The organism is Kribbella sp. VKM Ac-2568 (assembly GCF_004345365.1).
GTDB lineage: Bacteria > Actinomycetota > Actinomycetes > Propionibacteriales > Kribbellaceae > Kribbella > Kribbella orskensis.
The window spans coordinates 124,604-138,210 of record NZ_SLVF01000017.1; the positions used below are offsets into that span (position 1 = coordinate 124,604).

Consider the following 13,607-nt stretch of genomic DNA (forward strand, 5'->3'; position numbering starts at 1 on the left):
ACTCCAGTTACGGCCACCTGGACGCGGCCAGCACCGATCTTCGCATCTCCGCGCCCACGACCCGACCTGATCCCAGCCCATGATGGGTGCTGCCGGGGTGGGGACCGCCTGAATCGGCCAGTAATGTCGGAGTCACCACACGTCGCGAGATCCCGGAGGGTCACAGATGTCGCTCGAACGGCCGGTCGCACCGGACCCCTACGAACTGCTCCCGAAGGTCGGCTCCTTCACCGTCACGAGCACCGACGTCGCCGACGGCGAGCCCCTCGGCGCCGCCCAGGTGTTTGCCGGTGGCAACACGTCGCCGCAGCTCAGCTGGGAGGGCTTCCCGGCCGAGACCAAGGGTTTCGTGGTGACCTGTTACGACCCGGACGCCCCGACGCCCTCGGGCTTCTGGCACTGGATCCTGGTCAACCTCCCGGCCACCGTCACCGAGCTGCCGGCCGGCGCCGGCGCGACGCCGCGGCTCGACAACGGCGCCTTCCACGTCCGCAGTGACTACAGCACCAAGGCGTTCGGCGGCGCCGCGCCGCCGGCGGGCGACCAGACGCACCGCTACTACTTCGTGGTGCACGCGATCGACGTCGAGGCCCTGGACGTCGACGACGAGGCCAGCGCCGCGGTGGTCAGCTTCAACCTGGCCTTCCACACCCTCGCCCGCGCGATCATCACGCCGACCTACCAGGAGCCGGCCGCCGGCTGAAGGCCTGAAGTCTACCGAGCGTCCTGATGTGAAGCGGCGGGAGCCGGTCAGGGGCTCCCGCCGCAGCCTGTTGGTCAGTCCTTGATGCCGGACTGGGTGACTCCCTGGATCAGGCAGCGCTGCAGGAACGCGAAGATCAGCACCAGCGGCAGGATCGACACCGCGACAGCCATGAAGAGCTCGTGGATGTTGATCGTCTGCGCGGTGACAAAGGTGGACATCGCCACCTGGATGGTCCAAGACGACGAATCCTGGCCGATCACCAGCGGCCACAGGAACGAGTTCCAGTTGCCGATGAAGGTAATCGCGGCCAGCGCCGCGAAGGGACACGAAGCGTCACAATTCAATGTGAACGACCACCACAGGTGATCGCGAGCAGGATCAGGCGAACTTCTCCCCGGCCTCGGCCTTGCGGACCAGCAACGCCGGCGGCTCGAAGCGCGCGCCATGGCTTTCGGCCAGTTCGCGACTGCGTGCGACGAAGCCGGCCGGACCACCGGAGTACGCGTTGATGTACTGCAGCGCGCCACCGTGCAGCGGCGGGAAGCCGATGCCGAAGATCGACCCGATGTTGGCGTCGGCGACCGAGCGCAGCACGCCCTCGTCGAGGCACTTCACCGTCTCGAGCGACATCGCGAACGCCATCCGCTCCTGCAGGTCGATCAGCGGTACGTCGACGTCGTCCTTGACGAAGTGCTCCCACAACCCCGGCCACAGGTGCTTCGGCCCGTCCGCCGGGTACTCGTAGAAGCCGGCGCCGGCCGCCTTGCCCTTCCGGTCGAACTCCGTCACCAGCCGGTCGGCCACCGCCATCCCGGGGTGCTCGCCGAAGGCGCCCGCGCTGTCCCCGGCCGCCCGGGCCGCATCGCGGATCTTCATCGGCAGCGTCAGGGTGACCTCGTCCAGCATCGCCAGCGGTGGCGCCGGGAAGCCCATCTGGGTCGCGGCCCGCTCGATCGTCACCGGGTTGATGCCCTCGGCAACCATGGCGGCGCCTTCCATCACCAGCGTGCCGAATACCCGCGAAGTGAAGAAGCCACGGCTGTCGTTCACCACGATCGGCGTCTTCCTGATCTGCCGGACCACGTCGTAGGCCTTGGCCAGCGCCCGGTCGGAGGTCTTCTGCCCCACGATCAGCTCGACCAGCGGCATCCGGTCCACCGGCGAGAAGAAGTGCATCCCGATGAACTCGTCCGGCCGGTCGATCCCGTCGGCCAGCGAGGTGATCGGCAGCGTGGACGTGTTCGAGCAGAGCAGCGCGTCCGGCTCGACCACGCCGGCGATCTCGGCGAAGACCTTCTGCTTCAGCTCCTCGCTCTCGAACACCGCCTCGATCACCAGGTCGCACCCGGCCAGTCCGTTCGGATCCGCCGTCGGCGTGATCAGGCTGAGGAAGGCCTCGGCCTTCTCCGGAGTACTGCGGCCCTTCTGCACCTGCTTGGCGAGCAACTTCTCGGAGTACGTCTTGCCCTTCTCGGCGGCGTCGAGCGTGACGTCCTTGAGTACCACCTCGATGCCGGCCTTCGCGCAGACGTAGGCGATCCCGGCGCCCATCATCCCAGCGCCTAGCACACCCACCTTGCGAGCCTGGTACTTCGGGACGTCGGCCGGGCGGGATGCCCCGGCGTTGATCGCCTGGAGCTCGAAGAAGAACGCGTTGATCATGTTCTTCGCGATCTGCCCGGTGGCAAGGGAGACGAAGTACCGGGACTCGATCCGGCTCGCGGTGGCGAAGTCCACCTGGCTGCCCTCGACGGCGGCGCTCATGATCGCCTTCGGGGCCGGGTAGGGAGCGCCCTTCAGCTGCTTGCGGAGGTTCGCCGGGAAGGCGGGGAGGAACGCGGCCAGCTTGGGCGAGGCCGGAGTACCGCCTGGGATCTTGTAGCCGTCGCGGTCCCACGGCTGCTTGGCGTCACCGTCGTACGACTCGATCCAGCGGTAGGCGGCGTCGAGCAGTTCACCGGCCGGGACGACCTCGTCCACGATGCCGACGGACTTGGCGTGGGCGGGCTTCATCCGCTGGCCCTGGAGGAGCACCTTCATCAGGGCGTCCTGGAGGCCTAGCAGGCGCACTGTGCGGGTGACGCCGCCTCCACCGGGCAGCAGGCCGAGCGTCACCTCGGGTACGCCGATCTCGATCCGGTTGTCGTCGGCAACGATCCGGTGGTGGCAGGCGAGCGCGATCTCCAGGCCGCCGCCGAGCGCAGCTCCGTTGATCGCGGCGACGACCGGGACGCCGAGCGTCTCCAGCACGCGGAGCTGGCGCTTGACCTCCTCGATCGTCTCGAAGACCTCGGCCGAGTTCTCCGGCTGGATCCGGGACAGCATCTGCAGGTTGCCACCGGCGAAGAAGGTCTGCTTGGCGCTGGTGATCACCACGCCCTTCAGCTCCGCTTTCTCGGCCTGCAGGCGCTCGACCGTCGACGCCATCGCGGCGATGTAGGTGTCGTTCATCGTGTTCGCCGACGCCGCTGGGTCGTTCATCGTCAGGGTGACGACGCCGAAGTTGTTGGACCAGTCGATCATGCGGCAAGCCTCTCGATGATGGTTGCGACGCCCATGCCGCCGCCGACGCACAGGGTGGCCAGACCGTAGCGGAGCTCACGGCGCTCCAACTCGTCCAGCAGGGTTCCGATCAGCATGGCGCCGGTCGCGCCGAGCGGGTGGCCGAGTGCGATCGCGCCACCGTTGACGTTCACCTTCTCGTGCGGGACGCCGAGGTCGTTCATGAAGTGCAGCACGGCCGCGGCGAACGCCTCGTTCATCTCGAACAGGTCGATGTCGGAGACCTCGAGCCCGGCCTTGGCCAGCGCCTTGCGGGCGGCGGGGGCGGGACCGGTCAGCATGATCGTCGGATCGGTGCCGCTGACCGCCGCGGCGACCACCCGGCCGCGAGGAGCCTGGCCGAGCGCCTCGCCGGCCTTCTCGTTGCCGATCGCAACCAGCGCGGCGCCGTCCACGATGCCGGACGAGTTGCCCGCGTGGTGGACGTGGTTGATCCGCTCGACCGTTACGTACTTCTCCAGCGCGACGGAGTCGAACCCGCCGTGCTCACCGATCGCCGCGAACGACACCGGCAACCCGGCGAGCGTCTCGACCGTCGTCCCCGGCCGGACCAACTGATCGTGGTCGAGGATCTGCAGCCCGTTCCGGTCGACCACCGGCACCACCGAGCGGGCGAAGTATCCGTTGGCCCAGGCCTTGGCGGCGCGCGCGTGCGACTCGGCGGCGAACGCGTCGACGTCGGTGCGGGAGAACCCGTCGAGGGTCGCGATCAGGTCCGCGCTGATGCCCTGCGGGATGAAGTTGGTCTGGATCGCGGTCTCCGGGTCCATCGCCCAGGCGCCGCCGTCGGAGGCCATCGGCACCCGCGACATCGACTCGACGCCACCGGCCAGGATGAAGTCCTCCCAGCCGGACCGGATCCGCTGCGCCGCCTGGTTCACCGCCTCCAGACCGGACGCGCAGAACCGGTTGAGCTGGACGCCGCCGGTCGTCTCGGGGTAGCCCGCCGCCAGCACCGCGGTACGGGCGATGTCCATGCCCTGGTCGCCGATCGGGGTGACCACGCCGAGCACCAGGTCGTCGATCACGGTCGGGTCGAGCTCGAGATGCCGGGCGCGGAGCTCGGTCAGCAGGCCGGTGATCAGCTGGATCGGCTTCACCTCATGCAGGGCGCCGGCCGCCTTGCCCTTGCCACGGGGAGTCCGGATCGCGTCGTACAGAAAGGCTTCACTCGGTGCGGTCATGGGGGTCCCGTCGTCTGCCGCGAGTGCCGTGATGGCTCTGACCAACCGATTGTGACAGTTCTGGTGTCACGATGGTCAAGTGGGGCCCACTATGATCTGCGCCATGCCTTTGTCGCCAGTGCCTGCCGACGCCGAACAGACCGGTGCGGACGAGGCGATGCTCACCGTCGACGAACTGTCGGCCCGGGTCGGGATGACCGTGCGCACGCTGCGCTTCTACGCCGGCCGTGGCCTGATCCCCCCGCCTGTACGCCGCGGGCGCGTCGGGTACTACGGACCCGAGCACATCGCGCGGCTCGACCTGGTCCGCGAGCTCCAGGCGCACGGGTTCACCCTGTCCGCGATCGAGGGCTACCTGGACCGGATCCCGGTCGACGCCACCCCGCAGGACATCGCGCTGCACCGCACCCTGCTGACCCCCTGGATGCGGGACCTGCCGGAGACGCTCGATCGCGCGGCGCTGGTCCGGCGTACCGGGCGGGACCTGACCGACGACGACATCGAGATGCTCGTCGCGCTCGGCGTGGTCGAGCCGACGCCGGACGAGGACGTCTTCCAGGTCGCGACGGCGCACCTCAGCCTCGGCGTGGAACTGCTCGACCTCGATCTGCCGGTCGAGGCGGTGCTCGACGCCGGGCGCATCTTCACCGAGCACGGCCGGGCCCTGGCCGAGGAGCTCACCGAGGTCTTCCGCACCAAGGTCTGGCCGCACTACCGCGACTCCGGCGGTCCTCCCGAGCACATCCAGCAACTCGTCGAACGCTTCAAGCCCGTCACCATCCAGGGCCTGGTCCTCGCCTACGAACGCGCCGTCGGCGAGACCCAGCGCGACACCATCCGCCGCTCCCGCACCAAACCCCCACGCCGCTGAACCGCGGTCCGACCCGACCAGGTCCGGTCGGGTCAGGCCGGTTCCGTGGTCAGGTGGTCGGGGTACGGATGCGGAGGTAGGTGAGGCCCCGGAAGTCGAGGTAGGTGGAGTCGGGGGTGGAGACGACGCGGACCATGACGTCGTCGCACCTGCGGCAACGAGCCACCATGCCGGGCGCATCGACGTACAACCGCGCCTCCGCGAAAGCCCCGCGGTCGCCGCAGCCGGCGCACTGCCCGGTCGCCGCGGTGATGTCGACCGCGAACACCTCGCGCATCGCACCCGCCGCCGCATTGCCATCCAAGTACGTGGGTTCGTCCGCTGTCATCGCGGTCCTCCTGTAGGTCCGAAGCGTTCGGTTCTCACCCGGGCTGGGTCGTGGCCCGCGGCGACGAGTAGGTCGGCCACCGTCTCGACGAACGGCGTCGGCCCGCAGACATAGGTGGTCGGTTCGTCCCCGGGCTGGAAGGCGACCGACTTGAGCAACTCCGCGTCGATCCGCTTGGGCTCACGCGACTCCCCCGGCGGCGCCTCGCGGGTATAGGCGAAGGTGATCGCCACTTCCTCGGACATCGCGACGTCCTTGAGGTCGCTCACGTAGATCACCGAGGCCGGCCGACGCACGGAGTACAGCAACCGCGCCGGCGCGGTGCTGGCGGCGGCCGAGTGGGCACGCAGCATCGCCATCAGCGGTACGACGCCCGAACCGCCGCCGATCAGCTGGACCGGGCCGGGTTGCTCGGGCTTCCAGACGAACCAGCCGCCGACCGGGCCGCGGATCTCGAGCGGATCGCCGACCTTGAGCACGTCGACCAGGTACGGCGAGACCTCACCGTCGGGCACCTGCTCCACGGTCAACTCGATCCCCGCGCCGGTCCAGGCGGAGGCGATCGAGTACGACCGGGATGCCCGATACCCGTCGGGGGCGGTCAGCCGGACGTCGAGATGCTGCCCGGCGAGGTGCCCCGGCCAGTCCGGTACGTCGAGGGCGATGGTCCGGGCGGTCGACGTCTCCTCCCGGACCTCGGTGACGGTGCCGGTCTGCCAGGTCAGTCGCCGGCGTATCGCTGTTCTTTCCATGGGTCTCCGTACTCGTGGTAGCCGGCCGTCTCCCAGAAGCCCAGGTCCTCGGTGTCCGAAAGCACCAGACCGCGCACCCATTTGGCGCTCTTCCAGAGGTACAGGTGGGGAACCAGCAGCCGGGCCGGACCGCCGTGCTCCGGGTGCAGCGGCTCGCCGTCGTACTCGTAGGCGACCCAGGCCTGGCCATCCACCAGGTCCTCGAGCGGCAGGTTCGTGGTGTAACCGCCGTAGCTGTGCGCCATGGCGTAGTCGGCGCCCGTCTCCACGTCGGCCAGCAGGGTGTCGAGGGAGACGCCCCGCCAGTCCGTGCCGAGCTTGGACCACCGGGTCACGCAGTGCAGGTCCTTGGTGATGTCTTCGCTCGGCAACGCCATGAAAGCGGCCCAGTCCCAGCGCGAGACCCCGCCCGTCTCGGTGGTGACGGTGAACTCCCAGTGCTCCGGGAGAATGTGCGGGGTCGGGCCGGCCGACAGGACCGGGAAATCGTGAGTCAGGTACTGCCCGGGCGGCAAGTCCTTACCACCTCGGCGACGGCCGGTGAATCCCGGCGACACACTGCCCATCAGGGGACCTCCCTCAACCTGGAACCACTCCCCCGAAGTCAATCACGAAATCCCCGGGATCACGGACCGGTCGGGGCCTCAGATTCCCATCGTGCGGCCGATGATCTCCTTCATGATCTCGGTGGTGCCGCCGTAGATGGTCTGGACGCGGGTGTCGAGGTAGGCCTTGGCGATCGGGTACTCGGTCATGAAGCCGTAGCCGCCGTGCAGTTGCAGGCAGCGGTCGACGACCTTCTTCTGCAGCTCGGTGGTCCACCACTTGGCCATCGCGGCGTCGGAGACGGTCAGCGCGCCGGCGTTGAGTTCCTCGATGCAGCGGTCGACGAAGACCCGGGCGATCTGGGTCTCGGTGGCCAGCTCGGCGAGCACGAACCGGCTGTTCTGGAACGACCCGATCGGCCGTCCGAACGCCTTCCGGTCCTTCACGTACTGCAGCGTCATCGCGATCATGCTCTCGCAGGCGGCGGCCGCCACCACCGCGATGCCGAGCCGCTCCTGCGGGAGTTTCTCCATCAGGTAGATGAAGCCCTTGCCCTCCTCGCCGAGCAGGTTCGCGGCGGGCACCCGGACGTTGTCGAAGAACAGCTCCGCGGTGTCCTGAGCCTTCAGCCCGATCTTGTCGAGGTTGCGGCCACGCTCGAACCCCTCCATCCCCCGCTCGACCATGAGCAGCGAGATGCCCTGGTACCCGGCGGCCGGGTCGGTCTTCGCGACCACCAGGACCAGGTCGGCCAGGATGCCGTTCGAGATGAACGTCTTCTGGCCGTTCAGGATGTAGTCGTCGCCGTCCCGGATGGCGGTCGTCTGGATGCCCTGCAGGTCGCTGCCGGCACCGGGCTCGGTCATCGCGATCGCAGTGATCGTCTCGCCCGTGCAGAACTTCGGCAGCCACCGCGCCTTCTGCTCCTCCGACGCGTAGTCGAGCAGGTACCCCGAGACGAGGTCCGCGTGGATCGTGAAGCCGGGGCCACTCGCGCGTGCCTTGGTGACCTCCTCGATCACCACCGCGTTGAACCGGAAGTCCCGCGCGCCACCACCGCCGTACTGCTCCGGAATCATGAAGCCGAGCAGGCCCGCGTCGCCGGCCGCGGTCCACAGCTCCCGCGGCACGATGCCGGCCTCCTCCCAGCTCTCGTGGTGCGGCACGATCTCCTTCTCGCAGAACGCGCGCGCGGTCTCGCGGAAGGCATCGTGATCGGCATCGAAGAGGTGACGTTCCACGGGCGGTCTCCTGGGTCTGAGAGGGTCAGTCGGCCTGTACTGCGGCGCCGGAGCGGAGGAGTTCGTCCACGTCGGCCACGCCCCAGTCGGTCAGGGCAGCGCGGGTGTGCAGCCCGGGCCGGGCCGGGGGGTCGGTCAGTTCCGAGGGCGTGCGCGAGAACCGCGGAGCGGGCGCCGCCTGCCGTACGCCGTCCTTCTCGACGAAGGTGGCCCGGGCGGCAAGATGCGGATGCTCGCCGGCCAGCGGGAGGACGGGTGACACGCAGGCGTCCGAGCCGTCGAACACGTCGGTCCACTCCGCCTGCGTACGCTGCGCGAAGGTCTCGGTCAGCACCTTGCGGAGCTCCGGCCAGGTCGCCAGGTCGTACCGGTCCGGCACGGTGATCCCGAGCAACCGGATCAACTCGTCGTAGAACTGCGGTTCCAAAGCACCGACCGCCATGTACTGCGAGTCGGCCGTCTCGTACACGTCGTAGAAGGGTGCACCGGTGTCGAGGAGGTTCGTGCCGCGCTCCTGCTTCCAGCTCCCACCCGCCAGCGCGCCGAGCAACATCGTGGTGAGGTGCGCCGAGCCGTCCACGATCGCGGCGTCGACGACCTGCCCCTGACCACTCCCCCGGGCTTCGACCAGCGCGGCGAGCACGCCGACCACCAGGTACAGGGAGCCGCCGGCGAAGTCGCCGAGCAGGTTCGCCGGCACCTGCGGCGGTCCACCCGCCCGGCCGATCAGGTGCAAGGCACCCGACAGCGCCAGGTAGTCGATGTCGTGCCCGGCCGTCTGAGCGAGCGGACCGTCCTGGCCCCAGCCGGTCATCCGCCCGTAGACCAGCTTCGGGTTGACCTCGTGGCATGCCTCGGGACCGAGGCCGAGCCGCTCGGCGACCCCGGGCCTGAAACCCTCGACCAGCACGTCGGCGCCCGCGACCAGCTGGAGCACCGCGTCGATCGCCGCTGGGTTCTTCAAGTCCATCGCGACGTTGCGCCGGCCGCGGTTCACCAGTTCGAGCTCGGGCGGTCCCATCGCGAGCCCACCGCCCGGCCGCTCGATCCGGAGCACCTCCGCGCCGAGCTCGGCCAGCAGCATGCAGGCGAACGGCGCCGGCCCGATCCCGGCCAGCTCGACGACCTTCACCCCATCCAACGGCCCCATGCGGGCCATTGTGACAGTACGACTGTCACAGTAGTCAAGTCACTGTCCGCCGCGGCAGCGCTCTGACGGCCAGGGCGATCACCCCGAACGGCAGCAGCACCGACAGCACGACGGCGATGAGCAGCCCGGCCGACAACACCGGCGAATCGCCCTCCAGATGCTCCGCGTGGAAGATCGCGTGCGGGAAGGAGAAGGCCAGATAGGCCAGCAGGGCGACGATCACCAGGCGACGCTCCAGCCAGATCGCCGCGGCGATGACCACCACGGCCAGTCCGAGCGTGGCGCCGCCGAAGTCGCGGAACAGATGCTCGCTGTACGGCGGGGTCCAGTCGACCGTCGGCACGTCGTTGTAGAAGCTCGCCGGGAACAGCAACGTCCACACCCCGAGCACCACCTGGATCGCGGCCAGCACGATCAGGCCCGCCCTCACCAGGCCCCTCACGCTGACACCCCGAAGCGGTCGGCGAGGAAGTCCGCGAAGGTCCGCCGCCCGTAGCCGGCCCCGAACGCGTAGGCAGCGCCAGCGCGGTACGCGCCGAAGGCCTTGCCCGGCAGCCGCAGGGGAACTACCGGCCGACGCGATCCCTTGGCTTGTTTCCAAGCGCGGGCCAGAGCCGGGAGGTTGGTCTGCTCGGGACCGCCGATGTCGGGGAGCCGCCCGGCGGGCGCACCACCGGCGATCTCGGTCAGCCGTACGGCGACGTCCTCGACCGCGATCGGCTGAGTCTTCACTGCCGGCGCGAGCAGCACGGGCAGGAACCTCTGCGCGCTGAGAATCTCGTCCACCAGATTATGGAACTGGGTGGCGCGCAGGATCGAGTACGGGATCTTCGACTCGGTCGCGAGCCGCTCGATCTCCACCTTGTCGCGGTAGTACGGCGTCGGGATCTGGTCGATCCCGACGATCGAGATCAGTACCAGATGGCCGATCCCGGCGGCACCGACGACTTCGAGCAGCCGCTGCAGCTGTGCGACGTCCTGGTGCCCGCGGCTGGTCGCCAGATGGACGACGGTGTCCACCCCGTCGACGGCCTCACGGAGGCCGGCGCCGGTGGACAGGTCGCCGGTCAGCAGACCCGGCCCGCGCTGACGGCTCAGCACCCGTACTTCGTGGCCTGCCCGACGGAGGCGTTCGACCGTCGGGCGGCCGACCGTACCTGTTCCTCCGGTGACGAGGATGGTTCGCATGGAATGGTGTCCTTTCGTTCACCAGCCCAGACTCGACAGCCCTCCGATTCGTGACAACTGCCGCTCGGCGAAGCTCAGTTTGTCCGGATTCATCGCCAGCTCCACCGCCACGAGTCGGTCCTGGTCGTCGAACCGGAGGAAGCACACAGCGCGTACTCCGTCAGGGCCGACGGCAACCACCGCGGGCTCGCCGTTGACCTCGGCGAATCCCGGCACGACACCGGCGCCGAACTTCTCCAGGGCGCCGATCAGGTAGCGAGCCACCTTCTGCCGGCCGATCACCGGGTTGCGGGCCGCCACGACCTTGCCGCCACCGTCCGCCCGGGACACGACGTCCTCGGCCAGCAACGCCTCCAGCGCGGCGATGTCGCCGAGCTGCGCTGCCGCGACGAACCGTTCCACCAGTTGCCGCCATCGCCCCGGATCCACCCGCCGCGGCGGCGTCTCGGCCGCGACTCGCTTGCGCGCCCTCGACTGCAACTGCCGTGCGTTCGCCTCCGTAGTACCGATGAGCTCGGCGACCTCGCGATGGCTGTAGCCGAATGCCTCGCGCAGCACGTACGCCGCGCGCTCGGCCGGGCTGAGACGTTCGAGCAACATCAGCAGGGCCATCGACACCGATTCGCGCTCGGCCACCACCTCGAGCGGGCCCAGGTCGTCCAGCCGTGGATCGGTCAGAACCGGCTCGGGCAGCCACTCGCCGACGTAGGTCTCACGACGGGCGCGGGCGGTCGTCAGCCGGGTCAGGCAGAGGTTCGTGACGGTCTTCGCCAGGTAGGCGGCCGGGTCGTCCACGCGGGAGCGATCGGTGGCCTGCCAGCGGAGCCAGGCGTCCTGCAGCACTTCCTCGGCATCGGTGGCCGTGCCGAGGATCCGGTACGCGATGCCGAACATCCGGCCTCGCTGCTGCTGGAACACCTCCAGCCCGTCCACGTCGACTGACACCGCACCATGATCTCAGCACCCGCGGGGCAGCCGGCGGAAGGTCAGTCGCGGAATGTCTCCGCGGCCTGTTGCACCTTCGCCAAGTAGGCCTGCCAGCCCTCCTCGTCGAGCATGTCCGCATCGGAGCCGCCCCGGCCGTCGATCAACTCACGGACGACGTCGGCGTGGCCGGCATGGTGCGCGGTCTCGGCGACCATGCGGATCAGCAGCACGCCCAGAGTGGTCTTGCGCCCGCCCTCCGGCCAGTGCGCCACCTCGCCAGGGGTGTCCAGGTCGAGCTCGGAGACCGTCTGGTCCGCGAAGGCGCAGGCCCGTTGATACAGGCCGATGAGGTAGTCGCTGCTCTCCGACGGCAGCGCCCACATGTCCGCGCCCTCCCAGATCGACTCGTCCTCGACCCAGGCCAGCTTCTCCCCGGGCGCCCGCCCGAAGCTCTCCCCCAGGTACATGTACTCGAGGCCGGCCAGGTGCTTCACCAGGCCGAGCAGGTTCGTCCCGGAGGGCACCAGTGGTCTACGACGGTCGTACTCACTCAGACCGTCGAGCTTCGCCAGCATCACCGCGCGGGACTCCCGGAGTTTGCTGTGCAGTTCTGCCTTGATGTCCGTCATCCGAAGAGCCTCCCAGTCGAGTTTCTCGGCGACGCTAGTCCACGCTGCCGACAGTTTCCGTCGGTGCGCCGGGCGGGATGAACGGAACCCCGGCAGGGGCGCCACCCTCGATCAGCGCCAGCAGAGCGGCCGTGTCCAGATGCTCGTCGATCGCATCGGCGAGCCGGTCGAGCCGGGACTCTCGCAGCGCGGCGAACGACACGGACCCGTCCGGCGCAGCCTTGCCCGCCAACCCGGCCACCTCGGTCAGGAAGGCCCGTCGAGCCGCGTCATCGTCGAGCAACCCGTGCCAGATCGTCCCCCAGACCACCCCGGACCGGCACCCACCAGGGAACTCGCCGGCCTCCCCGGTCACCGTCACCACCCCGTGATGGATCTCGTACGCCGTCGGCGCCGGGCGGGCCAGCACCTTCACCGCGGCGAACTCCGTTGCCACCGGCAACAGCCCGAGGCCGCGGTGGTCGCCGCCACCCTCGACTCCCAGCGGATCCGAGATCGACTCCCCGAGCAACTGGTAGCCACCGCAGATCCCCAGCACAGGTCGTCCCGCCGCGACCCGACCGGCCACGGCATCCGCCAGGCCGGTGGAACGCAACCAGGCCAGGTCCGCGGTCGTCGCCCGCGACCCCGGGAGCACCACCAGATCCGCATCGCGGACCTCGGCCGGGCTCGCGGTGAAGAACACACTCGTGGTCGGCTCGACCGCGAGCGCGTCCAGATCCGTGAAGTTGCTGATCCGCGGGAACCGAACTACCGCGATCGTGAGCACCTCTCCCGCACCGGACGAGGCACGGCGGGCCGGTACGTCGAGGGCGTCCTCCGAGTCCAGCCAGAGATCCGGCAACCACGGGATCACCCCATAGGTGGGACGACCGGTCACGGCCCGGAGCATGTCGATCCCGGGCTGGAGCAACGACACGTCCCCGCGGAACTTGTTCACCACGAACCCGCTGATCAACCGCTGGTCCGCCGCGTCGAGCAGCGCCACCGTGCCGAACATCGACGCGAAGACTCCACCCCGGTCGATGTCACCGACCACCACGACCGGCGCCTGGGCGTGCCGGGCGAGCCCCATGTTCACGTAGTCGGCCCGCCGCAGGTTGATCTCCGTCGGACTCCCCGCGCCCTCGCTGATCACCATGTCGTACCGGCTCGCGAGGTCGTCGTACGCGGCGAAGGCCGCCTTGGCCAGCTCGGCCCGCTCGGTGAGGAAGCCCCGGGCAGTCAGCTCACCCCAGGGCTCCCCCATCAGTACTACGTGACTGCGGCGATCGCTGCCCGGCTTCAGCAGGACCGGGTTCATCGCTGCCTCGGGTTCCGCGCCGGCGGCGACGGCCTGGATCCACTGGGCCCGGCCGATCTCGGCGCCGTCGGCACAGACCATCGAGTTGTTCGACATGTTCTGCGCCTTGAACGGAGCAACCCGGACGCCTTGCCGGGCCAGCCACCGGCACAAGGCGGTCACGACGGTCGTCTTCCCCGCATCGGACGTCGTACCGGCGACCAGAAGTGAACCCACGGCG

Annotated in this window: 15 protein-coding genes; 2 read left to right on the forward strand and 13 right to left on the reverse strand. The window is 69.3% G+C overall.

The genetic code is table 11. The features are described from left to right. The first annotated feature begins 166 nt into the window (after positions 1 to 166). The gene (locus tag EV648_RS37220) at positions 167 to 703 is read left to right on the forward strand and encodes a YbhB/YbcL family Raf kinase inhibitor-like protein (protein ID WP_132300293.1); all 537 of its coding nucleotides are present in this window, start codon (positions 167 to 169) and stop codon (positions 701 to 703) included. A gap of 74 nt (positions 704 to 777) precedes the next feature. On the opposite strand, the gene EV648_RS37225 is transcribed toward EV648_RS37220, so the two are convergent. The 3 genes from EV648_RS37225 to EV648_RS37235 are packed head-to-tail and all read right to left on the reverse strand — an operon-like array spanning position 778 to position 4,452. After that, the gene (locus EV648_RS37225) at positions 778 to 1,050 is read right to left on the reverse strand and encodes a carbohydrate ABC transporter permease (RefSeq protein WP_199235037.1); all 273 of its coding nucleotides are present in this window, start codon (positions 1,048 to 1,050) and stop codon (positions 778 to 780) included. Between the two features lie 34 nt (positions 1,051 to 1,084). Beyond that, a complete protein-coding gene (locus EV648_RS37230; protein WP_132300295.1) occupies positions 1,085 to 3,229 on the reverse strand; it encodes a 3-hydroxyacyl-CoA dehydrogenase NAD-binding domain-containing protein in 2,145 nt (714 codons plus the stop codon). After that, positions 3,226 to 4,452 (reverse strand): acetyl-CoA C-acetyltransferase, encoded by a 1,227-nt coding sequence (locus EV648_RS37235; RefSeq protein ID WP_132300297.1) that lies wholly within the window; start codon positions 4,450 to 4,452, stop codon positions 3,226 to 3,228. The genes EV648_RS37230 and EV648_RS37235 overlap by 4 nt, the downstream gene beginning before the upstream one ends. Before the next feature lie 103 nt (positions 4,453 to 4,555). On the opposite strand from EV648_RS37235, the gene EV648_RS37240 reads away from it, so the two are divergent. After that, positions 4,556 to 5,323: a MerR family transcriptional regulator gene (locus tag EV648_RS37240; RefSeq protein ID WP_132300299.1), complete on the forward strand. Its 768-nt coding sequence runs from the start codon at positions 4,556 to 4,558 to the stop codon at positions 5,321 to 5,323. 49 nt (positions 5,324 to 5,372) lie between these two features. Here EV648_RS37240 and EV648_RS37245 read toward each other — a convergent pair whose 3' ends face one another. The 10 genes from EV648_RS37245 to EV648_RS37290 form a co-directional block, all read right to left on the reverse strand. Continuing rightward, positions 5,373 to 5,651 (reverse strand): DUF6510 family protein, encoded by a 279-nt coding sequence (locus tag EV648_RS37245; protein WP_132300301.1) that lies wholly within the window; start codon positions 5,649 to 5,651, stop codon positions 5,373 to 5,375. Beyond that, positions 5,648 to 6,403 (reverse strand): ferredoxin reductase, encoded by a 756-nt coding sequence (locus EV648_RS37250; RefSeq protein WP_132300303.1) that lies wholly within the window; start codon positions 6,401 to 6,403, stop codon positions 5,648 to 5,650. The genes EV648_RS37245 and EV648_RS37250 overlap by 4 nt, the downstream gene beginning before the upstream one ends. Beyond that, positions 6,373 to 6,969 carry a molybdopterin-dependent oxidoreductase gene (locus EV648_RS37255; protein WP_132300305.1) on the reverse strand — a complete coding sequence of 199 codons (597 nt, stop codon included), beginning with the start codon at positions 6,967 to 6,969 and terminating at the stop codon, positions 6,373 to 6,375. Before EV648_RS37255 ends, EV648_RS37250 begins: the two co-directional genes overlap by 31 nt. 78 nt (positions 6,970 to 7,047) lie before the next feature. Beyond that, on the reverse strand, positions 7,048 to 8,190 hold the full coding sequence (locus EV648_RS37260) for an acyl-CoA dehydrogenase family protein (protein ID WP_132300307.1): 1,143 nt from the start codon (positions 8,188 to 8,190) through the stop codon (positions 7,048 to 7,050). Between the two features lie 25 nt (positions 8,191 to 8,215). Continuing rightward, positions 8,216 to 9,340 (reverse strand): CaiB/BaiF CoA-transferase family protein, encoded by a 1,125-nt coding sequence (locus tag EV648_RS37265; RefSeq protein WP_132300309.1) that lies wholly within the window; start codon positions 9,338 to 9,340, stop codon positions 8,216 to 8,218. 34 nt (positions 9,341 to 9,374) lie between these two features. Beyond that, complete coding sequence (locus EV648_RS37270; RefSeq protein WP_132300310.1) at positions 9,375 to 9,782, reverse strand: hypothetical protein; 408 nt, start codon at positions 9,780 to 9,782, stop codon at positions 9,375 to 9,377. Then, positions 9,779 to 10,528: an SDR family oxidoreductase gene (locus tag EV648_RS37275; protein WP_132300311.1), complete on the reverse strand. Its 750-nt coding sequence runs from the start codon at positions 10,526 to 10,528 to the stop codon at positions 9,779 to 9,781. The genes EV648_RS37270 and EV648_RS37275 overlap by 4 nt, the downstream gene beginning before the upstream one ends. A gap of 18 nt (positions 10,529 to 10,546) precedes the next feature. Next, complete coding sequence (locus tag EV648_RS37280) at positions 10,547 to 11,473, reverse strand: RNA polymerase sigma-70 factor (protein WP_241995994.1); 927 nt, start codon at positions 11,471 to 11,473, stop codon at positions 10,547 to 10,549. Positions 11,474 to 11,514: 41 nt separating this feature from the next. Further along, entirely contained in the window at positions 11,515 to 12,084 is a 570-nt protein-coding gene (locus tag EV648_RS37285) for a DinB family protein (RefSeq protein ID WP_132300312.1), read from the reverse strand. A gap of 34 nt (positions 12,085 to 12,118) precedes the next feature. Further along, the gene (locus EV648_RS37290; RefSeq protein ID WP_132300314.1) at positions 12,119 to 13,603 is read right to left on the reverse strand and encodes a cobyric acid synthase; all 1,485 of its coding nucleotides are present in this window, start codon (positions 13,601 to 13,603) and stop codon (positions 12,119 to 12,121) included. Positions 13,604 to 13,607 lie beyond the last annotated feature (4 nt).

Bases quoted from the DNA above. Each gene is read 5' to 3' on its own strand.
- EV648_RS37220 (WP_132300293.1), top strand. From the start codon at position 167: ATGTCGCTCGAACGGCCGGTCGCACCGGACCCCTACGAACTGCTCCCG.
- EV648_RS37230 (WP_132300295.1), bottom strand. From the start codon at position 3,229: ATGATCGACTGGTCCAACAACTTCGGCGTCGTCACCCTGACGATGAAC.
- EV648_RS37235 (WP_132300297.1), bottom strand. From the start codon at position 4,452: ATGACCGCACCGAGTGAAGCCTTTCTGTACGACGCGATCCGGACTCCC.
- EV648_RS37240 (WP_132300299.1), top strand. From the start codon at position 4,556: ATGCCTTTGTCGCCAGTGCCTGCCGACGCCGAACAGACCGGTGCGGAC.
- EV648_RS37245 (WP_132300301.1), bottom strand. From the start codon at position 5,651: ATGACAGCGGACGAACCCACGTACTTGGATGGCAATGCGGCGGCGGGT.
- EV648_RS37250 (WP_132300303.1), bottom strand. From the start codon at position 6,403: ATGGAAAGAACAGCGATACGCCGGCGACTGACCTGGCAGACCGGCACC.
- EV648_RS37255 (WP_132300305.1), bottom strand. From the start codon at position 6,969: ATGGGCAGTGTGTCGCCGGGATTCACCGGCCGTCGCCGAGGTGGTAAG.
- EV648_RS37265 (WP_132300309.1), bottom strand. From the start codon at position 9,340: ATGGGGCCGTTGGATGGGGTGAAGGTCGTCGAGCTGGCCGGGATCGGG.
- EV648_RS37275 (WP_132300311.1), bottom strand. From the start codon at position 10,528: ATGCGAACCATCCTCGTCACCGGAGGAACAGGTACGGTCGGCCGCCCG.
- EV648_RS37285 (WP_132300312.1), bottom strand. From the start codon at position 12,084: ATGACGGACATCAAGGCAGAACTGCACAGCAAACTCCGGGAGTCCCGC.